Here is an 18,091-nt window from a genome sequence, read left to right as displayed (position 1 = left end):
ATACCGACATGCGCAAGGGCTTCGACGGTCTGGCGCTCAGTGGAAGGTGATCCAGCATGTACGGGAGAAGTTCTCCTGCCGCGCCTGCGAGGCGATCACGCAGCCGCCGGCGCCGTTCCATCCGATCTCGCGCGGACGAGCGGGACCGCGCCTGTTGGCGCACATCCTGTTCGCCAAATACGGGCTGCACGGCTGCGCGCAAGCCGGGCCCGATCATCGAGGTCGGCTGCTGGGCGCATGCACGGCGCAAGTTCTTTGAGATCGCACGGCTGAAGAAGGCGCCGATCGCGAAGATCGACGCGCTGTTTGCGATCGAACGCGAGATCAACGGTCTACCGGCTCACGAACGCAAAGCCGTGCGCGACGCACGCAGCCGCCCACTCGTCGACGAGCTCCACGGCTTCCTGCGCGAACGCCGTACCAAGCTGTCCGGCAAGAGCGAGACCGCAAAAGCAATCGACTACAGCCTCAAGCGCTGGGAGGTGTTCACAATACGGCCGAGCGCGAGCTGCGCGCCGTGGCCCTCGGCCGCAAGAATTGGACCTTCGCCGGCTCCGACGAAGGCGGCCGCCGCGCTGCCGCCATCTACACGCTGATCCAGACCGCCAAGCTCAACAACGTCGACCCGCAGGCTTGGCTCGCCGACGTCCTCGCCAAGCTACCCGACCATCCGGCCAGCAAGCTCGCCGATCTGCTTCCCTGGGCTGGCAGGCCGCCCAGACATCGGCCGCCGCCTGATCGAGCCGCTCCAGACCGTCCAGAGCAGTCGCTCGGCCCGTGGCCTTCACCGGACGCCTACGCAATTCAAGCACATCACTTGGCTTCTGACGACCAAATCCAATCGGGGCGAAGGCGCCTTTGGCGCTGAACGCAAAATACGGTCAGTAGCTGCGGGGGATGTGTCGCGGGCTCTTCCCGACTTCCGAGAGAGCTATTGATTGAGTGGCGCACCCGACACGATTCGAACGTGTGACCTTTGCCTTCGGAGGGCAACGCTCTATCCAGCTGAGCTACGGGTGCGTACGGCAAATCGTTTAGCCGATTGCCCCGGCGACGGCAACGGCCTTGGATGCTCCCGGACCGGGCGGACGGCCGCTCGCGCCGCGAGGCACGCGGGCAGTTCGGCGGGGGGCGCGGCCGGCCCGCTCCCGCCGACCGCCTTACGCCGGCACGATGGTCTTGCCGATCGGCCACAAGGCGAGCCCGGCGAGCTTCAGATGGGCCCAGGCGAAGGGCAGGCCGATGATGCTCACCGCGAGCACGATTGCGGTCAGGAGGTGGCCGAGCGCCAGCCACCAGCCGGCCAGCACGAACCAGATGATGTTGCCGAGCAGGCCGAGAACGCCGGTTCCGACGTCCTCCATGCCGGTGAGCTCGTCGCGGCGGACCGCGCGCGAGCCGAACGGCAGCAGCGTATAGGCGGCGATGTTGAAGGCGGCGCGGGACCAGGGCAGGCCGACGATCGTGATCGCCATCACGACCGCGGCGACCAGCCAGCCAAACGCCATGTAGGCGCCGCCGCACAGGATCCAGAGGATGTTCAGAAGCAAGGAAACCGGCTGCATGACGACCTGCCAACTCCGTTGTTGCCGCTCCGGATATAGGAACGCCGCGCCGAGGCCGGTAGCGGGCCGGTCGTCGAAATCTGCGTGGCCTCGCGCCGCAGCCACGGCCGGGGCGGCCGGGCGTGGACCGTGCCGTCGAGCCGGCTCAGCCGGCGACCTGCAGGCCCCCTGCCGCCGCCTCCAGGGCAAACAGCTTGCGCAACTCGGCCGCCGGCTTCGGGGCGCTGAACAGATAGCCCTGCATTTCGGTGCAGCCGAGCTGGCGCAGCGCCGTCTGCTGCGCCCCGGTCTCGACGCCTTCGGCCGTGGTCGTCATGTTGCTGGCGGCGGCGATGCTCACCACCGCCTGGACGATCGCCGACGAGCTGCCGGCGCCGATGTCGCTGACGAAGCAGCGGTCGATCTTGATCTTGTCGAACGGGAACCGCTTTAGATAGCTCAGCGACGAATAGCCGGTGCCGAAATCGTCGAGCGCGATGCGCACGCCCATGTCGTGCAACTGGTGCAGGATGCCGAGCGCGGCGTCGTCGTCGCTGATCAGCACCGCCTCGGTGATCTCGACCTCGAGCCGTTCGGGCGCAAGGCCGGCCGCCGACAGCGCGCCTGCGATTCGCAGCGCCAGGGTCGGCGATTTGAGCTGCACGGGCGAGACGTTCACGGCGATGCGGATGTCGGCGGGCCAATGCGCGGCCTCGGCGCAGGCGGTGCGTAACACCCAGTCGCCGATCTCGTTGATGAGCCCGGTGTCCTCGGCGAGCGGAATGAAGTCGAGCGGCGGCACCATCCCTCGCTCCGGATGACGCCAGCGCAACAGCGCCTCGCAGCCGGTCATGACGTTCTCGCTGAAGCCGAGCAGCGGCTGGTAGTGCAGCTCGAACTGGCCTTCCGTGATCGCCTGGCGCAGGTCCTGCTGCAACTGCAGCCGCGCGCGCGCGTTTTCATCCATCGCCGGCTCGAAGAAACGGAAAGTGCGGCGGCCGCCGGCCTTGGCGGCATACATTGCGAGGTCGGCATTCTTGGTCAGCTGGTCGCGCTCGACGCCGTCCTGGGGCGCCAGCGCGATGCCGATGCTGGCGTCGGTCGACAATTGGTGGCCCAGGCATTTATAGGGCTTGCGGATCGCGTCGAGGATCTCCTTCACGGCCACGATGACCTCGTCCCGGTCCGCAACGGTGGCCAGCAGCACCGCGAATTCATCGCCGCCGAGCCGGGCCACCATATCCTCCGGCGCGAGGCAGCTTTCGATGCGGCGCGCGATCGTCTTCAACAGCTCGTCGCCGACATGATGGCCGAGCGAATCGTTGATGCCCTTGAACTCGTCGACATCGATGTAGAGCAGCGCGAAGAAGGTGCCGTGGCGCACGCGTTCCAGTTCCTCGTCGATGCGCTCCTGGAACAGCACGCGGTTCGGCAGCTCGGTCAATGCATCGAAATGTGCGAGATGGGCGATCTTCTCGTCGGCCAGCCGCCGCTCCGTGGTGTCCTCGATCACGTTGATCAGATAGCGCGGCCGCTGCGCATCATCCGCGACGGCGATGCGCCGCGATGTGATGTAGCGCAAGCCCAGCCCCGGACTCTGCCAGGGATGTTCGGCGAGAAACAGCCCGTCCGACTGCTCCAGAGCCCGGTCGTCGTCCGCCGTCACCTTTTCCGCGACCGGTCGCGGCAGCAGGTCGAACGCCGTCTTGCCGACGATCTCGTCGCGTGGCACGCCGAAGCGCTGCTCGGTCGACTGGTTGACCAGCACGTAGCGGCGGTCGCGGACGTCCTTGACCATGATGTGTGACGGGATGTGGTCGATGATCTCGCGCAGGAATGCGTAGTTGCGGTCGCGCTCCTGCTCGATCCTGCGATGCTCGCTGATGTCCTCGATCGTCGTGACCCATCCGCCCGACGCCAGCGGCTTGTCGATGATGTTGAAGAAGCGTCCGGCTCCGCCCTCCGCGATCATCTGCGAGGTGCCGCCTGCTGCGGCTCTGTCGATGATGTCGGCGCAGAAGTCGGTCACGTCGCCGTTGAAGGATCCGCGCGCCTTGCAGTGCGCGATGACCTCGCTGAGGTGGGCACCGGGCCTGATCGCGTCTCTGGACAGGCCGAGCAGGTCGATGAAGCGCTGATTGAACATCACGACGCATGCGTTCGCGTCGAACGAGATCAGCCCCTGCGTCATGTTGTCCAGCGCAGTCTCGACCCGTTGCTTCTCGGTCTCCAGTTGACGCGTTGCCGCACGCCCCTGTCGCACGATCTGCCGGATCATCAGGCTGAACGTCAGGGCGATGACCGCGATCGCAAGCATCGCCGCACCTACGAGCAGCACCATCTGCGATCGCCAGTCCGCGAGCGCATCGTCGACCAGCCTATTGGCCGAGATGACGAGCGGGAAGCGCCCGATCCTGGAGGCGGACGCGATCTTCTCCAGGTTGTCGACGGAGCTCGTGAGCAGGGTCGTGCGCAGGCCACTCTCCGCGACCCCCTTCAGCAGCTCGTCGTTCCCGATCCTGGCGCCCATCAGGGATTCGGCGTGCGGGTAGCGCGCCAGCACGGCGCCGTCGGAATGGACCAGCATGATCGACGAGCCCTTCCCGAGAGCCATCGATTCCAGGAACGTCTCGTAGGTGTGCGGATCCACCCGGCGGGTCAGGAGGCCGAGGAATTCCCCGTTCGGGCCGTTCAGGCGATGCGCGACGATGGTCGCCCAGCCGCCGGTGACGCGGCTCATGACCGGCAGGATCACGAAGCTGTCCGGCCGCGATGCCGATTGCAGGTCCTTGAAGTAGGAGCGGTCCGCGACGTTGATGGCCGGCAGCGGGTCGTTGGACGACCAGTTCACGAAATTGCCGTCGACGTCGATGATCGTGAGGTCTCCCATATAGGACAGGCCACTGACCTGAGACCGCAGCATCTCGCTGATCTCGGGTTTTGCCATCTCGGTCCGGAACGCCTCCGGCGAACCGATCGACCCGAGCTGCATGCGGTGGATCGCATGCGACACCGCGGTCTCGGCATCTTCGAACTGCTGCGCGAAATGCCGGCTCAACAGCAGCACGGTATTTTCGAGCTCGCGCTCGTTGTTGGCGATCGCACGTGTCCGAAAGCCGCTGGCCATGACGATCGTCCCGATGACGATCGCTGCGGTCAGAAGCGCGCCGCACGCGATCAGCCATGGCACCGGACCGCGCCAGAGGGACGTGCCAATCCGTTCCGGCTCGCTACCGCCGGTCCCTGACGTGTCTGCTGCGCCCTGCATGCCTTGATCGACCCGGGGAGGAAATGACTTGTTGCAAGCAAGCTTGATAACAAGGCACTGGTGCCGGACCGGTTAGGAAATGCGGTTAGCCGTCGCTTAAGGGCGCGTCGAAACTTCGCGGCAAACGATAATTTCCGCATGCGAATACCGTGCGGCCAAAGCTGCGGCGGCGCCGCAGCGCGGAATTTTAAGGGTACTTGCAGCTCAGCGTGTCGCGCCCGGCTTGTTGCGGAGGCGCCCGACGACGCCGGTCGGAAAGAAATAGACGCTGGCGATGAACAGGAGGCCGAGCCACAGCAGCCAGCGGTCGGGATGCAGGAGGCCCGGCAGCAGCGGCAGGCCGGCGTCCGCCGCCGCGGTCGAGGCGATGCCCATCAGGGCCTGGAGATAGTTCTGCGCCAGGATGAAGATCGCCGCGCCGATGATTGCGCCATAGATCGTGCCCATGCCGCCGATCACCACCATCAGCAGGATGTCGAGCATGATCGAGAAGGCGAGCGAGGTGTCGGGGCCGGCATAGCGCAGCCACAGCGCGTTCAGCATGCCCGCGCACGCCGCGATGACAGCGGCGATGCAGTTGGCATAGGTGAGATGGAAGACGGTGCGGTAGCCGAGCGCCTCGGCCCGAAAGCGGTTCTCGCGGATCGCCTGCAGCACGCGGCCGAACGGCGAGTTGACGACGCGCAGCAGCGCCAGGATCATCAGTGCGCAGACCGACAGCACCAGGTAATAGGTCAGGATGCGTCCGTTGATCGGGAAGCCGAACCAGTCCTTGCTGATGAACACGGTGCCCGGGCGCAGGAGCTCCGGCAGTTGGAAGCTGCGGCCGTCCTCGCCGCCCGTCAGCCACGACAATTGCGACGCCAGCACCAGGAAGGCCGAGGCGACCGCGAGCGTGATCATGGCAAAGAAGATCGCCTCGACCCGCAGGGAGAACAGGCCGATCGCGAGCGCCAGCAGCAATGCGAGCGGCAGCCCGGCCGCGACGGCGACCGCGACCGCGGTCCAATTGGGGCCGAGGCCATAGAGCGCGATCGCGATCGCATAGGAGCCGATGCCGTAGAACATCGTGTGCGCGAACGACACCGAGCCGGTGTAGCCCAGCAGCAGGTCGTAGGACGCGACCAGCGCGGCGAAGATGCAGATCTTGGCGGCGACGTTGAGCGCCTTGGCGCCAGGAAAGATGAAGGGTGTCGCCAGCAGTGCCAGGATGATGACGGTGAGCAGGATGGACAGCGCGCGGCTGCGCGGTGGGTCGCCGGACAGGATCATCATCGGCTGGTCACCGCATAGAGGCCGCGCGGCCGCCACATCAGCACGGCGACCATCAGCAGGATGTTGGAGACGAGGGCGAGCTTCGGCACCAGGAAGCCGCCATAGTTGGCAACCATCGCGACCAGCATCGCGCCGATGAAGCAGCCGGTGATCGAGCCGAGCCCGCCAATGATCACGACGATGAATACCAGCACGGTGAGCTCGTCGCCGATCGAGGCATGCACCTGCTCGCGATACAGCCCCCACATCACGCCGCCGACGCCGGCCAGCGCCGAGCCGGTCATGAACACGCCGAGGAACAGCCGGCGGATGCGATAGCCGAGCGCCTCGACCATCTCGCGGTTCTCGACGCCGGCGCGGATCAACAGGCCGATCTTGGTCCGGTTCAGCACCAGCTCGATGGCGACGAAGATCGCGAAGCCGACGAGCATGGCCAGCAACCGGTATTTCGAGATCGCGACGTCACCGATGATGAAGGATCCACGCAACGCCGTGGGCAGCGGCATGGGAATGATCTGCGGGCCGAACAACGCATACAGGGTCTGCTCGGCAACGATGAGGCCGCCGGTGGTCATCAGGATCTGCTTGAGGTGCTGGCCGTAGACCGGCAGCACCAGCACGCGCTCGACGACCAGGCCGAGCGCGCCGGTCACGCCCATCGACAGCAGCGCAGCCGGGACGAGGACGGCGAGATTGGTCAGCAGCGAGTCGGACTGGGCCCAGCCCGCCAATGGCAGCAGCACCAGGGTCGCAACGTAGGCGCCGACGGCGATGAAGGCACCGTGGCCGAAATTGAGCACGTCCATCAGGCCGAATACGAGCGTCAGGCCCGAGGCCATGATGAAGATCATCATGCCCATCGCGAGGCTCGCAACCGTCAGGGTAACCCAGGAGCTCGCTGACCCGACCAGCGGGATCATCAGGAGCGCCAGCACGACCGGCAGCAGCAGCGGCGCGATGTCGCGCTTCGGCTTGGGCAGCGCATCGGTTGCCGCGATCTCGCTCATTGATGCGCCTCCAGGCTGAGGCCGAGCAGGCGCTCCTGCAGCGGCACGTCGGCCGCGAGCGCGGCCATCTCGCCGCGATGGACGATGGTGCCGTTGTCCATCACCAGCACCTGGTCGCCGAGCTCGCGCGCGGCGTGAAAATTCTGCTCGACCAGCAGGATCGTGGCGCCACGGCGCTTGATCTCCTTGAGGCATTCGATCAGCGATACCACGATCGCCGGCGCCAGGCCCTTGGTCGGCTCGTCGATCAGCAGCAGCTTGCGCGGCTCGACGATCGCGCGCGCGATCGACAGCATCTGCTTCTGGCCGCCGGACAGGCTGCCGGCGCGCGACAGCCAGAACTTCTTCAGGGCTGGAAAGAAGCCGAAGATCCAGGCGAGCTGGGCATCGTCGAGCGGACCGTTGCGCGCCGCCAGCACCAGGTTCTCCTTGACCGTCAGGTCGGAGAACACCGCCATGCTCTCGGGCACGTAGCCGACGCCGCGCCGCGCGATGTCGGGCGTCGCGAGCTTTTCGATCGCTTCGCCCGCGAGCGTGATGGTGCCGGTCTTCGCTTGCCACAGCCCCATGATGGTGCGCAAGGTCGTGGTCTTGCCGGCGCCGTTGCGGCCAAGCAGCATCGTGGTCTGGCCCTCGGGCACCTCGAAGTCGACGCCCTGCAGGATGTGATAGCGTCCGATATAGGTCTCGACGCCCGCAAGCTTCAGTAGCGTGCTCATGCCGCGCTCCGCGGCGCGACGCCGAGATAGGCTTCCTGCACGATGGGCGAGGCGATGACCTCCGCCGGCTCGCCGTCGGCGACCAGCTGGCCGTTATGCAGCACGATGATGCGGTCGGCGAGCGAGCGCACGACGTCCATCTTGTGCTCGACCAGCAGGATGATCCTGCTCTTGTCCTGCTTGAGCCTGCCGATCAGGTCGAGCACGACAGGGACCTCGTCGATGCTCATGCCGGCGGTGGGCTCGTCGAACATGAAAACCTTCGGCTCGAGCGCCATCATCAGCGCGACCTCGAGCTTGCGCTGGTCGCCATGCGACAGCGTCGTCGCGGTGACGCTGCGGCGGCCGCCGAGCGCGACCTGGTCGAGGATCGCATCAGCGCGCGCAATCAGGTCGCGCCGCGCCATCCAGGGGCGGAGCAGGTCATAGTGCACGCCGCTCTGCGCCTGGACGGCGAGCCGCACGTTCTCCTCAACGCTGAGATTGGGAAACAGGTTGGTGAGCTGGAACGCACGTCCCAGCCCGGCGCGGGTGCGCAGCGGAGCCGAGAGAGTGGTGATGTCTTTGCCATCGAACAGGATGGAGCCGGAGGACGCACGCAGCTGCCCGGAGATCAGGTTGAAATAGGTCGTCTTGCCGGCGCCATTGGGCCCGACGATCGCGGTCAGCTCGCCCGGCCGGAAGCTGCAGCTGACACTGTTGACCGCGACATGACCGCCGAAACGGATGGTGAGGTCACGGGTTTCGAGGGTGAGGGCCATGTCGCCAGCTGTCTCAATACCAACGCCAACGTGCCCGGCGCGAGGGCCGGGCACGGATGTCAGCGTCTAGCGCTTGTTGCGGATCGGGACGGTCATCTCGTCGATCTTGATCTCGCGCACCGGCTCGTTGACGGCCCAGGCGAGGTTCGGGTCGACCTTGACGCGGAAGTGATACATGCTTTGCAGCGCCTGGTGATCCTCTTTCCGGAAGACCATCTTGCCCTTCGGCGTATCGAACTCCATGCCTTCCATCGCCGCAATCAGATTCTCGGTATCGGTCGACTTGGCCTTGGTCACGGCGGTGACGACCGCCATCGCCGCGGAGAAGCCGCCCGCGGTGAAGAAGTCCGGCGGTGCGTTGAAGCGCTTCTGGTGCTCTGCCACCAGCCAGTCGTTCACGGGGTTCTTGGGAATGTCATAATAATAGTAGGTGGCGCCTTCCATGCCGGGCAGCCGCTTGTAGGCGGCAAGCGCCGGCAGGATGTTGCCGCCGGTCGACAGCTCGATGCCGTAGCGCTTGGGATCCATGTCCTGCAGCTTGGTGAGCGGATCGCCGGCGCCGGCCCAGATCACCCAGATGATCTTCTTGCCGGGCTTGTCCTTCAGCGCGTCGAACAGGCGCTGGCCGACGGCGGTGAAGTCGGTTGTGCTGGTCGGCACATATTCCTCGGCGCCCAGCGTCGCGCCGGTCTTGGCCAGCGCCTCCTTGAAGGCGGCGACGCCGTCGCGTCCGAAGGCATAGTCCTGCGCCAGCGTGGCGACGGTGACGCCCGGCTTGCCGATCGCGACCGCGTTGGAGATCGCGTCCTGCGAGGAGTTGCGGCCGGTGCGGAAGATGTAGCGGTTCCACTTCTCGCCGGTGATCTGGTCGGCCACCGCCGGCTCGACGATCAGGATCTTCTTGTTCTCCTCGGCGACCGGCAGGTCCGCGAGCGCCGCCGCGGAGGAGGTCGTGCCGATCGCGATGTCGGCGCCGTCGTCCTGATAGGCTTCGGACAGCGCGGCCTTCGACAGATCGGGCTTGCCCTGGTCGTCCTTGGTGATGATGACGATCTTGCGACCGTCGATCATGTTGGTGCCCTTGGTGGCATATTCGAAGCCGAGGCGAAGACCGGCCTCGGTCTGCTTGGCATAGGCCTCGAGCGGGCCGGTCTTGCCGTAGATGAGAGCGATTTTCAGATCGTCGGCCTGGGCGGCGGTGGCCAGCAGGGCTGCAGTCAGCGATGAAACAATGCCTTTGAGAATATGTGACGTCTTCACGAGCCTTCCTCCCAGCTACCGGCGGCTGTTGTCTGCAACTGATAGTGTGCAGGCTCGGCCTGGGTCAAGGCGCTTTCGGCGGCACCCCGTGACGGCTCATTCCTCGGACCGGAGGGCTTTTCCTCCTAAAACTCAGCGCCGATAGCGGCTGCTGCGCGCATAGGCCTGGCGATTTTCCTGCACAGGGCGACTGGCGAGACTGATGCGCGCTTCGCTTGCAAGCGGGGCCGCAGGCTTGAGCTCCTCGAGGAAGATCGGACGCGAGAAGTAGTAGCCCTGCGCATAGCGGATCTTGGTCGCGGCCTGCAGATAGGCGAGCTCCTCGAACGACTCGATGCCCTCGGCGATTACCGTCATGCCCAGAGCCTCGCTCAGGGATTCGATCGCACGCAGGATGCCCTGGCTGCGCGGCCGCTTATGAATGTCGGTGATGAAGGAACGGTCGATCTTGATCTCGTCCGCCGTGATGTCGGCGAGCGCCGACAGCGACGAATAGCCGATGCCGAAATCGTCGATCGAGATGCCGACGCCGATCCCGCGCAGCAGCGGCACGATCTCGTCCTGGAAATGGCTGCGGGTCACGAACGCGTCCTCGGTGACCTCGATCATGAACCGCTTGGGAAAGCCGGTTGCTGCAATCGCCCGGGCGAAGGGCTGCATGAATTCCGGATTCGACGCCTGTTTTGCCGCGACGTTGATGCTGATCGTCGCCTCGGGTCCAAACGCGTCGTTGATCAGATCGATCGACTTGACGATCTCGGCCAGCACGAGATGGGCGAGCTCGTCGATCAGGCCGAGCTCGACGGCGAGATTGATGAAGGAGCCGGGAGCCTGGATCACGCCTTCATTGTCGCGCAGGCGCACCAGCGCCTCGATGCCCTTGATCTCCTCGGTGCGGATGTCGACCTTGGCCTGGAACGCGCAGCAGAAGCGCTTTTCGAGGATCGCGAGCCGCAGCGACTGCTCGACCTTCATGCGCGCCAGCGCCTCGTGCTCCATTGCGCTCGAGAAGAAGGCCAGTGCGCCCTTGCCGCCGTTCTTGACGCGATACATCGCGAGATCGGCGTTCTGGCGCAGCACGTCGTAGCTCGCGCCGTGCTCGGGAAACAGGCTGACGCCAACGGACGCCGAGGCGAATACCTCGGCGCCGTCGATGAAGAAGGGCGCGTTCAGGCGGTTCACCATGTCCTGGAGGAATTCGGCGACCTCCTCGGCGCGCTCGATCGGATGCAGCAGCAGCAGGAATTCGTCGCCGCTGATACGCGACAGCAGGTCCGATTCGCGCAGGTCGCGGCTGATACGCTTGGCGAGCTCGACCAGCAGCGCATCGCCGGTGGCGTGGCCGTAATAGTCGTTGATGTATTTGAAATTATCGAGATCGAGAAAGGCGAGCGCGAAGCGTCCGTCGACCTGGCCGCGCCGGACCAGATGGTCGGCGCGATGTTCGACCACGCGGCGCATCGGCAGGCCGGTCAGCTCGTCGTAATAGGCGGCCCGAAAAAGCTGGTCCTCGAACTCCTTCTGCTCGCTGATGTCGGCCGAGCTGGAGATGAGGACTACCTGGTCACCGATGCGGACCGGTCGATGCGCGGTCAGCAGGGTCTGCGCGCCGCGCTCGCCTGCCACTTTTTCCTCGCCGATCACCGTTCGCCCCCGGCCGAGGATCTCGCGGCAGGCGGTGCGCCGGTTATGGAGATGCGGCGCCGAGAGGCCGTCGATGCTGTTGGCGGCGGCGCCGAGCTGAACGGCGGCCGTATCGTTGACCAGCAGAAAGCGACCGTGCTCGTCCTGGACCGTGACGCCCGACGGCAGCTGGCTGAGGACGCTACGCAGGAAGCGCAGCTCGGCCTCGGTCGAGCCCAGCCCCTCGTTCGGCCCGGGGGAAAAGTTGAATCGGTCGCTGCTGTACATGCGCCGATTGTGCAAAGTTCCCGCTTCATTTTAGTTAAGCGCTACGTAGAAACACGGAACGCGCGAGCCAAGTATTGGAAATGACGGAGCTTTGTGCCGCGGCGTCATTAACCGTTCGTGAATCGGAGCAGCGACGCGGCCGCACGCATCCGGCGAAAGTCGTAGGCAGCAATGGCCGCCCGGCGGCCGGTTCAGTTCGGTGGCACGCGACACTGCAAGGTGCAGTGAAGGCCGGATTCGAGAAACCTGGTCTCGGTCCTGCCATCGAACGACGACAGCACGGACTTCAGCAATTTGCTCCCGAAACCGGGCTTGCCGATCGGACCGATCGGCGGACCCCCGGCCTCGTCCCAGGTCAGATCGAGGCGGTCCTCCTGCATCGTCCACGACACCTGAAGGAAGCCGCGCGGCGAGGCAAAGGCGCCGTACTTGCCGGCATTGGTCGCAAGCTCGTGAAAGATCAAAGCGAGGCTGACCGCGAGCTTGGCAGGCAGGAACAGCGGCGGGCCGTTGAGCTCGAAGCGGACATGGCCATATGGCCCGAGCTCCGAGACCAGCAGATCCTTCAGGTCGCAGCCCTGTCCGTCGGCGCGCGCGATCAGGTCGTCGGCGGTCGCGAGCGCGCGGATGCGCTGGTCGATGCGGCTCCACACCTGCGGCTGGTCGTACAGCACCTGATGCAGCACGGCGTGAATGGTCGAGGTCTTGTTCTTGAGCCGGTGATGCAGCTCGTCGACCAGGAGCTTGCGATACTGCTCCTCCTGGGCGAGGCGCCGGGCGATCTCGCGCTGTTTGCCGGCCAGGCGTCGGTAGTGATCGACGCCCCAGATCACCAGCATCGCCACGACCATATACATCGCCATCAGCGCGAGCCGGGCGCCATCGGCCGGACCGCCGCCAAAATCGAGCGTCAGGCCGAGCGCTGCGCCAGCGATCGCCGTTGCCAGGCCGACGCCCGATCCGCCCATCGCGGTGGCGAAGAAGACGGCCGCCATGTAGGGCGTGAAGAACACGTCGGGCCGCAGATGCGCCATGCCGTAGCGGATCGCCGTGGCTGCGAGCAGGCACATCGCTGCAAACATGCAGCTCCATGTCAGGGAAGGCTGCTGCTCGCCGCGCCAGATCCGCTTGATGTCGTCGATGAGTCGCGTCATGGACATCCATGAGCCTCAACTGCGCAACCAAATTAAGGCCGACGTGGCGGTAATTTGTCCGGTTGATGGAAGCCGCCTTGCGTGTGTTGCAGGTTGGCGCGCACGATGATGGTTCCGCGGCGGAACTCAGGCGCTTATTATTCCGTCGCCAAGAATGAGCACGCAGCAACAACGGAAGGAGCAGGGAATGGGACGGTTGGAGGGCAAGGTCGCCGTGATCACGGGCGCGACCAGCGGGATCGGGCTGCGGACGGCGGAGATCTTCGTGGCCGAGGGGGCGAAGGTCGTCGTTGCAGGCCGGCGCGGCGCCGAGGGCGAGGCGCTGGCGCGCCGGCTCGGAGCGGACTGCGTCTTCCGGCAGACCGACGTCACCGTCGACGAGCAGATGCGGGCATTGATCGATGGCGCGGCCGAGCGCTTCGGCCGCCTCGATTGCGTGTTCAACAATGCCGGCGGCCCGGCGCAGACCGGCGGCATCGAAGGGCTCGACGCCGATCGTTTCGACCAGGCCATGGCGGTGCTGGTGCGCAGCGTCATGCTCGGCATGAAATACGCCGCGCCCCACATGAAGCGGCAAGGCGCCGGCAGCATCATCAACAACGGCTCGATCGCCGGCCGGCTCGCGGGCTATTCGACCTCGGTGGTCTACAGCACGGCGAAGGCGGCCGTGATCCATCTGACGAAATGCGTGGCGATGGAGCTCGGCGAGTCCGGCGTGCGCGTCAACTCGATCTCGCCCGGACTGATCGCCACCGGCATCTTCGGCAAGGCGCTCGGTCTGTCGACCGAGGCCGCCGAGAAGACGCCGGAGACGATCCGCAACGCCTATGCCGCGGCGCAGCCGATTCCGCGTGCCGGCCTGCCCGACGACATCGCCTACGCGGCGCTGTTTCTCGCCAGCGACGAATCCGGCTTCATCAACGGCCATGATCTCGTCATCGACGGCGCCATCACCGGCGGCCGCAACTGGAGCCAGCAGCAGCAGGGCTATCAGGCGATGCGCAAGCTGCTGGGGGATGCGGTGGAGTAGGGGACGGCGAAGTATACATTTCGTCATGCCGGACATCCACGTCTCTCATCCGCGAGTTGCAGCAGGATGGATGGCCGGGTCAAGCCCGGCCATGACGAGGAGGAAGACGAGGAGGAAAGCGTCCGCAACAAACCAAGATCCTTGGCGCCCTTGCTGTATCAATGCGCGCCGGTCACACCACCTTCAGCATCACCTTCAGCCCGTCGCGCGGCTTCGGGATCGGCCAGACCTGCCAGCTCGGCTGATAGCCGGGGGCGAAGGAGACCTCGATGTTGGCGAGGAAGTGCCGGGCAAAGCACTTTACCTGCATGTAGGCGAAGTGCAGGCCGAGGCACATGTGGGCGCCGCCGCCGAACGGCACCCAGGCGAAGCGGTGGCGGCCGCGCTGGGCCTCGTCGGTGAAGCGCATCGGATCGAAGCGCTCGGGCTCGGGCCAGATCTCTGGCATGTGATGCGTGAACATCGGATTGATGCCGACGCCGGTGCCGGCGGGAATCGCATAGCCCTTGAAGGTGAAGTCCCGGACCGGGCGGCGCGGCAATGACGGCACCGGCGGCATCAGCCGCAAGGTCTCCTGGAACGCCATCTCGGTGAGTTTCATCTTCTCCAGATGCTCCGAGCTCATCGGATCGCCCTCTGCAAGGCCGAGGCTCGCGACCTCGTCGCGCAGCTTCTGCTGCCACTCTGGATGCGCGGCGAGCTGGGCGACGAACGAAGTGATCGACGAGGTCAGCGTGTCGTGCGCGGCCATCATCAGGAAGCTCATGTGATCGACGATGTCCTGCGTCGACAGCAGCGCGCCGCGGTCGTCGGTGGCGCGGCACAGATGCGAGAACAGATCCTCGCCGTCGCCGCGCGCGCGGCGCAGCGGAATCTGCTCGGAGAAATAGGCGACGATGCGCTGGCGGCCCTTGACGCCGCGCGCCATCTGCGTGCCCGGCAGCGGCCGGCGGATCGGCGCCACCGCGGCCGCGACCATGTCGACGAAGGCGCGGTTGATCGCATCGACCTCGGGCCCGATCTCGCTCCCCAGGAAGGACGTCGCCGCGAGATCCAGCGTCAGCTGCTTGATCGCGGGATAGAACAGCATCTCGCCGGGATTTGCCTTCCACTGCGCGACGCGTGCGGCGATGCCGCGGTCGAGGCCGGCGAGATAGGACTTCATCGGCCCGGCCTTGAAGGCGACCGACAGCGCCTTACGGTGCATGCGATGCTCCTCGAAATCGAGCAGCATCAGGCCGCGCGGAAACAGCAGATTGAGGATGTGGCCCCAGCCATGCGCCGACGAGAACAGCTTGGCCTGGTCGAACAGCACGAGCTCATTGGCTTCGGGGCCGAGCAGCACGACGTTGACGTCGCCGAACATGTGGGTGCGGTAGACGGGGCCATACTTCCTGGCGTTGCGCTCGACGTGACCCTTGGGGTCGGCGAGCGTCTCGAATGTCTTGCCGATGATCGGCCAGCCTTCGTCGCCGGGGATATGGGTGAGTGAATTGCGCCGTGGCGGGGTCAGCCTGATCGCATCAGAGACCACATGCTGCATCGACATCGCGGGGCTTCCTCTCGTCTGATGGCGGTGTCTCGGATCTGACTTCGTTTCGGTCAGTGGCACAGTGGCAGACACCGTGGCCTGCATTGTCGGGCGGTTGCGGCCCTGATGCAATACGCTCCGGTGTCTCATGATCCGCCAGTTGTGCTGCGTCGCACGCGGCTGCGATCTCGCGGCGCGTTGATGCGTCCGAGGGATGGAATATTCCGCCCTCCTCCAGACAGAGGGCACGGGGAATGCCGGGCGCTGGCCGCACCCATGGCCCGCCTGCAGAAAAAAATGCAGGCGGCAGGTACCATAGGTTCAGCCGAGGCATCCCGGCATTCCCCGCGCGATGGTTTGAACGGCTGCTTCGCGTGCTCCCCGGTGCGCCGGGCTTGTTGGTCACCGTTGCCTGCGCGACGCGTGAGCGCCACCGCAAGCGTAACACCAGCATCGGGGTGCCAGGACCACGCGACTTGACCGTGCGCATCGCCGTCGTTCGTCCGCGCGGCGTCAACCACGCTGCGACATCGACACGCCCACCGCATCCCGCCCCAACGTTCGTGACGACCGCGAAGCGCCCCTCTTATCGAGACGGGACGGTGGGAGAGAAGCATGAATTCTGATAAAGAGAAACAGGAATGTTTTTGCGCGCAGGACTGGACAGGGGTGATGTGATTGAGGAGGTTCGCGAAATGAGTTTTTCAGCGCGCACCGTCTCGCGGCGATCGACCTGTGATCGGCAGGCCGGCGCGGTGGTGTTTCTTTTCTCAAGACGTTTTGCTGGAAGTGATTTGCCCGACGAGGCTGGGCAAGAACTCAGTGTTCACGGTAAGATTTGGGGGCATGACGAATCGGCCGTTCAAGAGCGGCGAGAGCCGCGATCAAGAGAGCCTGCTTCCGCCTCGGATTGAGGATTATGTCGGGCCGGACAATCCGGTTCGTGCGATTGACAGCTACGTCAACGCTCTCGATCTGGCCAAGCTTGGCTTCCGCCACGCCAAGCGGAGGGGATCGGGTGTCGGGCAGCCGCCGTACGATCCGGCGGACCTGCTGAAGCTTTATCTCTATGGTTATCTGAACCAGGTCAGATCGTCGCGCCGGCTCGAGCGTGAAGCCGGCCGCAATCTGGAGCTGATCTGGTTGTTGAGGAACCTGAAGCCCGGCTATCGGACGATTGCGAACTTCCGCAAGGAGAACTGGGCTGCCTTGAAGGCGGCGAACCGTAGCTTCGTCCTGTTGCTGCAGGAGATCGGGTTGATCGGCGGGACCCTGGTCGCGGTCGACGGCGCGCTGTTCCACGGCAATGCCAGCAAGGACAGCATCTTCACGCGCGGGAAGCTCGCCAAACAGATCGCCAAGCTCGATGAGGAGATTGAGGCGTACGGCAAGTCTCTCGACACCAACGACGCGGCGGAAGCCAAGCAGCCCGACGACGGCAAGGATGGCAACAAGGATGGCGGCGATGTCGGGGACAAGATCAAGGAGCTGATGGCCAGGCGTGAACGCGCACAGTCCGATCTGGAGAACCTGGACAAGGGCGACAAGGGACAGGTGTCGAAGACCGATTCCGATGCGCGACTGCTGAGCAAGGGCGACCAGACGATCGCAGGCTACAATGTCCAGAGCGTCGTCGACGACAAGCATAAGCTGATCATCGCCAGCGAGGTCGTCAATCGCAGCGATACAGGACACCTTCATATGATGGCGAAGGCGGCCAAGGAGGGCCTCCAGGTCGAGGCGCTGCAGATACTGGCAGATGTTGGCTATTACAACAGCGAGGATATCAAGGCTTGCGAGGATGACGGCGTCACCGCCTATGTCCCGCTGCATCACGGCAATGGCAAGAAGCACGGTCGCTTCACGCGAGGTGACTTCACCTACAATTCCGCGACCGACACCTACCAGTGTCCCGCAGACCAAGCGCTGCATCCAACAAAGAAGCTCTGGAAGAATACGAGCGGCAGGATGGAACGCCGCTACCTGGCCTCCGTGGCGACTTGCGGCATCTGCCCCCTCAAGGCGTCTTGTCTCTCTGCGAAGGAAAAAAGCCGCCGCGTCTCTCGATGGGAGCACGAAGAGGTGCTGGATCGTCACCGCCAGAGGATGGCGAGCGAACAGGCCGGCCAATTGATGCGCCGCCGCTCGGCCATCGTCGAGCACCCGTTCGGCACGCTCAAGTGCCGCGCCGGCTATCAGCACTTCCTTGTCCGCGGCTTCGACAAGGTTCGCGGGGAATGGAGCCTCATGGCGCTCTGCTACAATCTCACCCGCGCCCTCAACATTCTCGGCTTCGACGACTTCCTCGCCCGCATCGCCGAATGGGCTCTTGCAGCTCTACATGCCACTTCCGGCGAAGCGAGGGGCGCATGGGAGGCGGTTTCGCTTGCCCTGATCCGATTCTGGACCATGATGCAGTCATGGCTCGAAATTGCACCGCGCCGAGCCCTCTCACCCCCCTAATTCGGATTCTTGCCCAGCCTCGTCGGGCCTGACGGTCGCCATCAGCCTTCTGCTGTCGCGCGACGCCGCGATATCGGCGATCGATCGCAGCAAGATCAGCGGATCATGTCTCGCTGCGAGGAGGTCCCGCCACCGCCGGAAGCTGCCACGCGTTCCGACGCGGGCGTC

At 65.2% G+C, this 18,091-nt stretch carries 12 protein-coding genes, 1 tRNA gene and 1 pseudogene; 3 read left to right on the top strand and 11 right to left on the bottom strand.

All coding sequences use genetic code 11. The features are described 5' to 3' along the window. Positions 1-37: 37 nt before the first annotated feature. Positions 38-703 (top strand): annotated as a pseudogene (locus QX132_RS11790) (transposase); the annotation flags it as partial. A gap of 240 nt (positions 704-943) precedes the next feature. On the opposite strand, the gene QX132_RS11785 reads toward QX132_RS11790, so the two are convergent. The 10 genes from QX132_RS11785 to QX132_RS11740 all read right to left on the bottom strand — a co-directional run bounded on the left by QX132_RS11785 (position 944) and on the right by QX132_RS11740 (position 12,905). Continuing rightward, positions 944-1,020, bottom strand: a tRNA-Arg gene (locus QX132_RS11785). Between the two features lie 140 nt (positions 1,021-1,160). Further along, positions 1,161-1,565, bottom strand: a complete 405-nt coding sequence (locus QX132_RS11780; RefSeq protein ID WP_315773251.1) for a YccF domain-containing protein — start codon at positions 1,563-1,565, stop codon at positions 1,161-1,163. A gap of 145 nt (positions 1,566-1,710) precedes the next feature. After that, on the bottom strand, positions 1,711-4,812 hold the full coding sequence (locus QX132_RS11775; RefSeq protein ID WP_316161234.1) for an EAL domain-containing protein: 3,102 nt from the start codon (positions 4,810-4,812) through the stop codon (positions 1,711-1,713). A gap of 204 nt (positions 4,813-5,016) precedes the next feature. Then, complete coding sequence (locus tag QX132_RS11770) at positions 5,017-6,087, bottom strand: branched-chain amino acid ABC transporter permease (RefSeq protein ID WP_315735395.1); 1,071 nt, start codon at positions 6,085-6,087, stop codon at positions 5,017-5,019. Further along, on the bottom strand, positions 6,084-7,094 hold the full coding sequence (locus QX132_RS11765; protein WP_315773245.1) for a branched-chain amino acid ABC transporter permease: 1,011 nt from the start codon (positions 7,092-7,094) through the stop codon (positions 6,084-6,086). The genes QX132_RS11770 and QX132_RS11765 overlap by 4 nt, the downstream gene beginning before the upstream one ends. Next, positions 7,091-7,813 (bottom strand): ABC transporter ATP-binding protein, encoded by a 723-nt coding sequence (locus QX132_RS11760; protein ID WP_315773244.1) that lies wholly within the window; start codon positions 7,811-7,813, stop codon positions 7,091-7,093. The genes QX132_RS11765 and QX132_RS11760 overlap by 4 nt, the downstream gene beginning before the upstream one ends. Further along, on the bottom strand, positions 7,810-8,574 hold the full coding sequence (locus QX132_RS11755) for an ABC transporter ATP-binding protein (protein WP_315773242.1): 765 nt from the start codon (positions 8,572-8,574) through the stop codon (positions 7,810-7,812). Before QX132_RS11755 ends, QX132_RS11760 begins: the two co-directional genes overlap by 4 nt. A 66-nt stretch (positions 8,575-8,640) precedes the next feature. After that, the gene (locus QX132_RS11750) at positions 8,641-9,834 is read right to left on the bottom strand and encodes a substrate-binding domain-containing protein (RefSeq protein ID WP_316161232.1); all 1,194 of its coding nucleotides are present in this window, start codon (positions 9,832-9,834) and stop codon (positions 8,641-8,643) included. Positions 9,835-9,966: 132 nt separating this feature from the next. After that, complete coding sequence (locus QX132_RS11745) at positions 9,967-11,745, bottom strand: putative bifunctional diguanylate cyclase/phosphodiesterase (protein ID WP_316161230.1); 1,779 nt, start codon at positions 11,743-11,745, stop codon at positions 9,967-9,969. A 191-nt stretch (positions 11,746-11,936) separates the two neighbouring features. Next, positions 11,937-12,905, bottom strand: a complete 969-nt coding sequence (locus QX132_RS11740) for a sensor histidine kinase (protein ID WP_315735382.1) — start codon at positions 12,903-12,905, stop codon at positions 11,937-11,939. 181 nt (positions 12,906-13,086) lie between these two features. On the opposite strand from QX132_RS11740, the gene QX132_RS11735 reads away from it, so the two are divergent. Then, a complete protein-coding gene (locus tag QX132_RS11735; protein ID WP_316161228.1) occupies positions 13,087-13,929 on the top strand; it encodes an SDR family oxidoreductase in 843 nt (280 codons plus the stop codon). A gap of 172 nt (positions 13,930-14,101) precedes the next feature. Here QX132_RS11735 and QX132_RS11730 read toward each other — a convergent pair whose 3' ends face one another. After that, the gene (locus QX132_RS11730) at positions 14,102-15,478 is read right to left on the bottom strand and encodes a cytochrome P450 (RefSeq protein WP_315735376.1); all 1,377 of its coding nucleotides are present in this window, start codon (positions 15,476-15,478) and stop codon (positions 14,102-14,104) included. A 717-nt stretch (positions 15,479-16,195) separates the two neighbouring features. Between QX132_RS11730 and QX132_RS11725 the strand changes: the two genes are divergently transcribed. Next, positions 16,196-17,923, top strand: coding sequence for an IS1182 family transposase (locus tag QX132_RS11725; RefSeq protein WP_316161227.1), 1,728 nt, complete (start codon positions 16,196-16,198; stop codon positions 17,921-17,923). The last annotated feature ends 168 nt before the right edge of the window (positions 17,924-18,091 follow it).

Source organism: Bradyrhizobium sp. SZCCHNRI20481, assembly GCF_032485055.1.
GTDB lineage: Bacteria > Pseudomonadota > Alphaproteobacteria > Rhizobiales > Xanthobacteraceae > Bradyrhizobium.
This window is presented reverse-complemented; position numbering and strand designations above follow the sequence as displayed.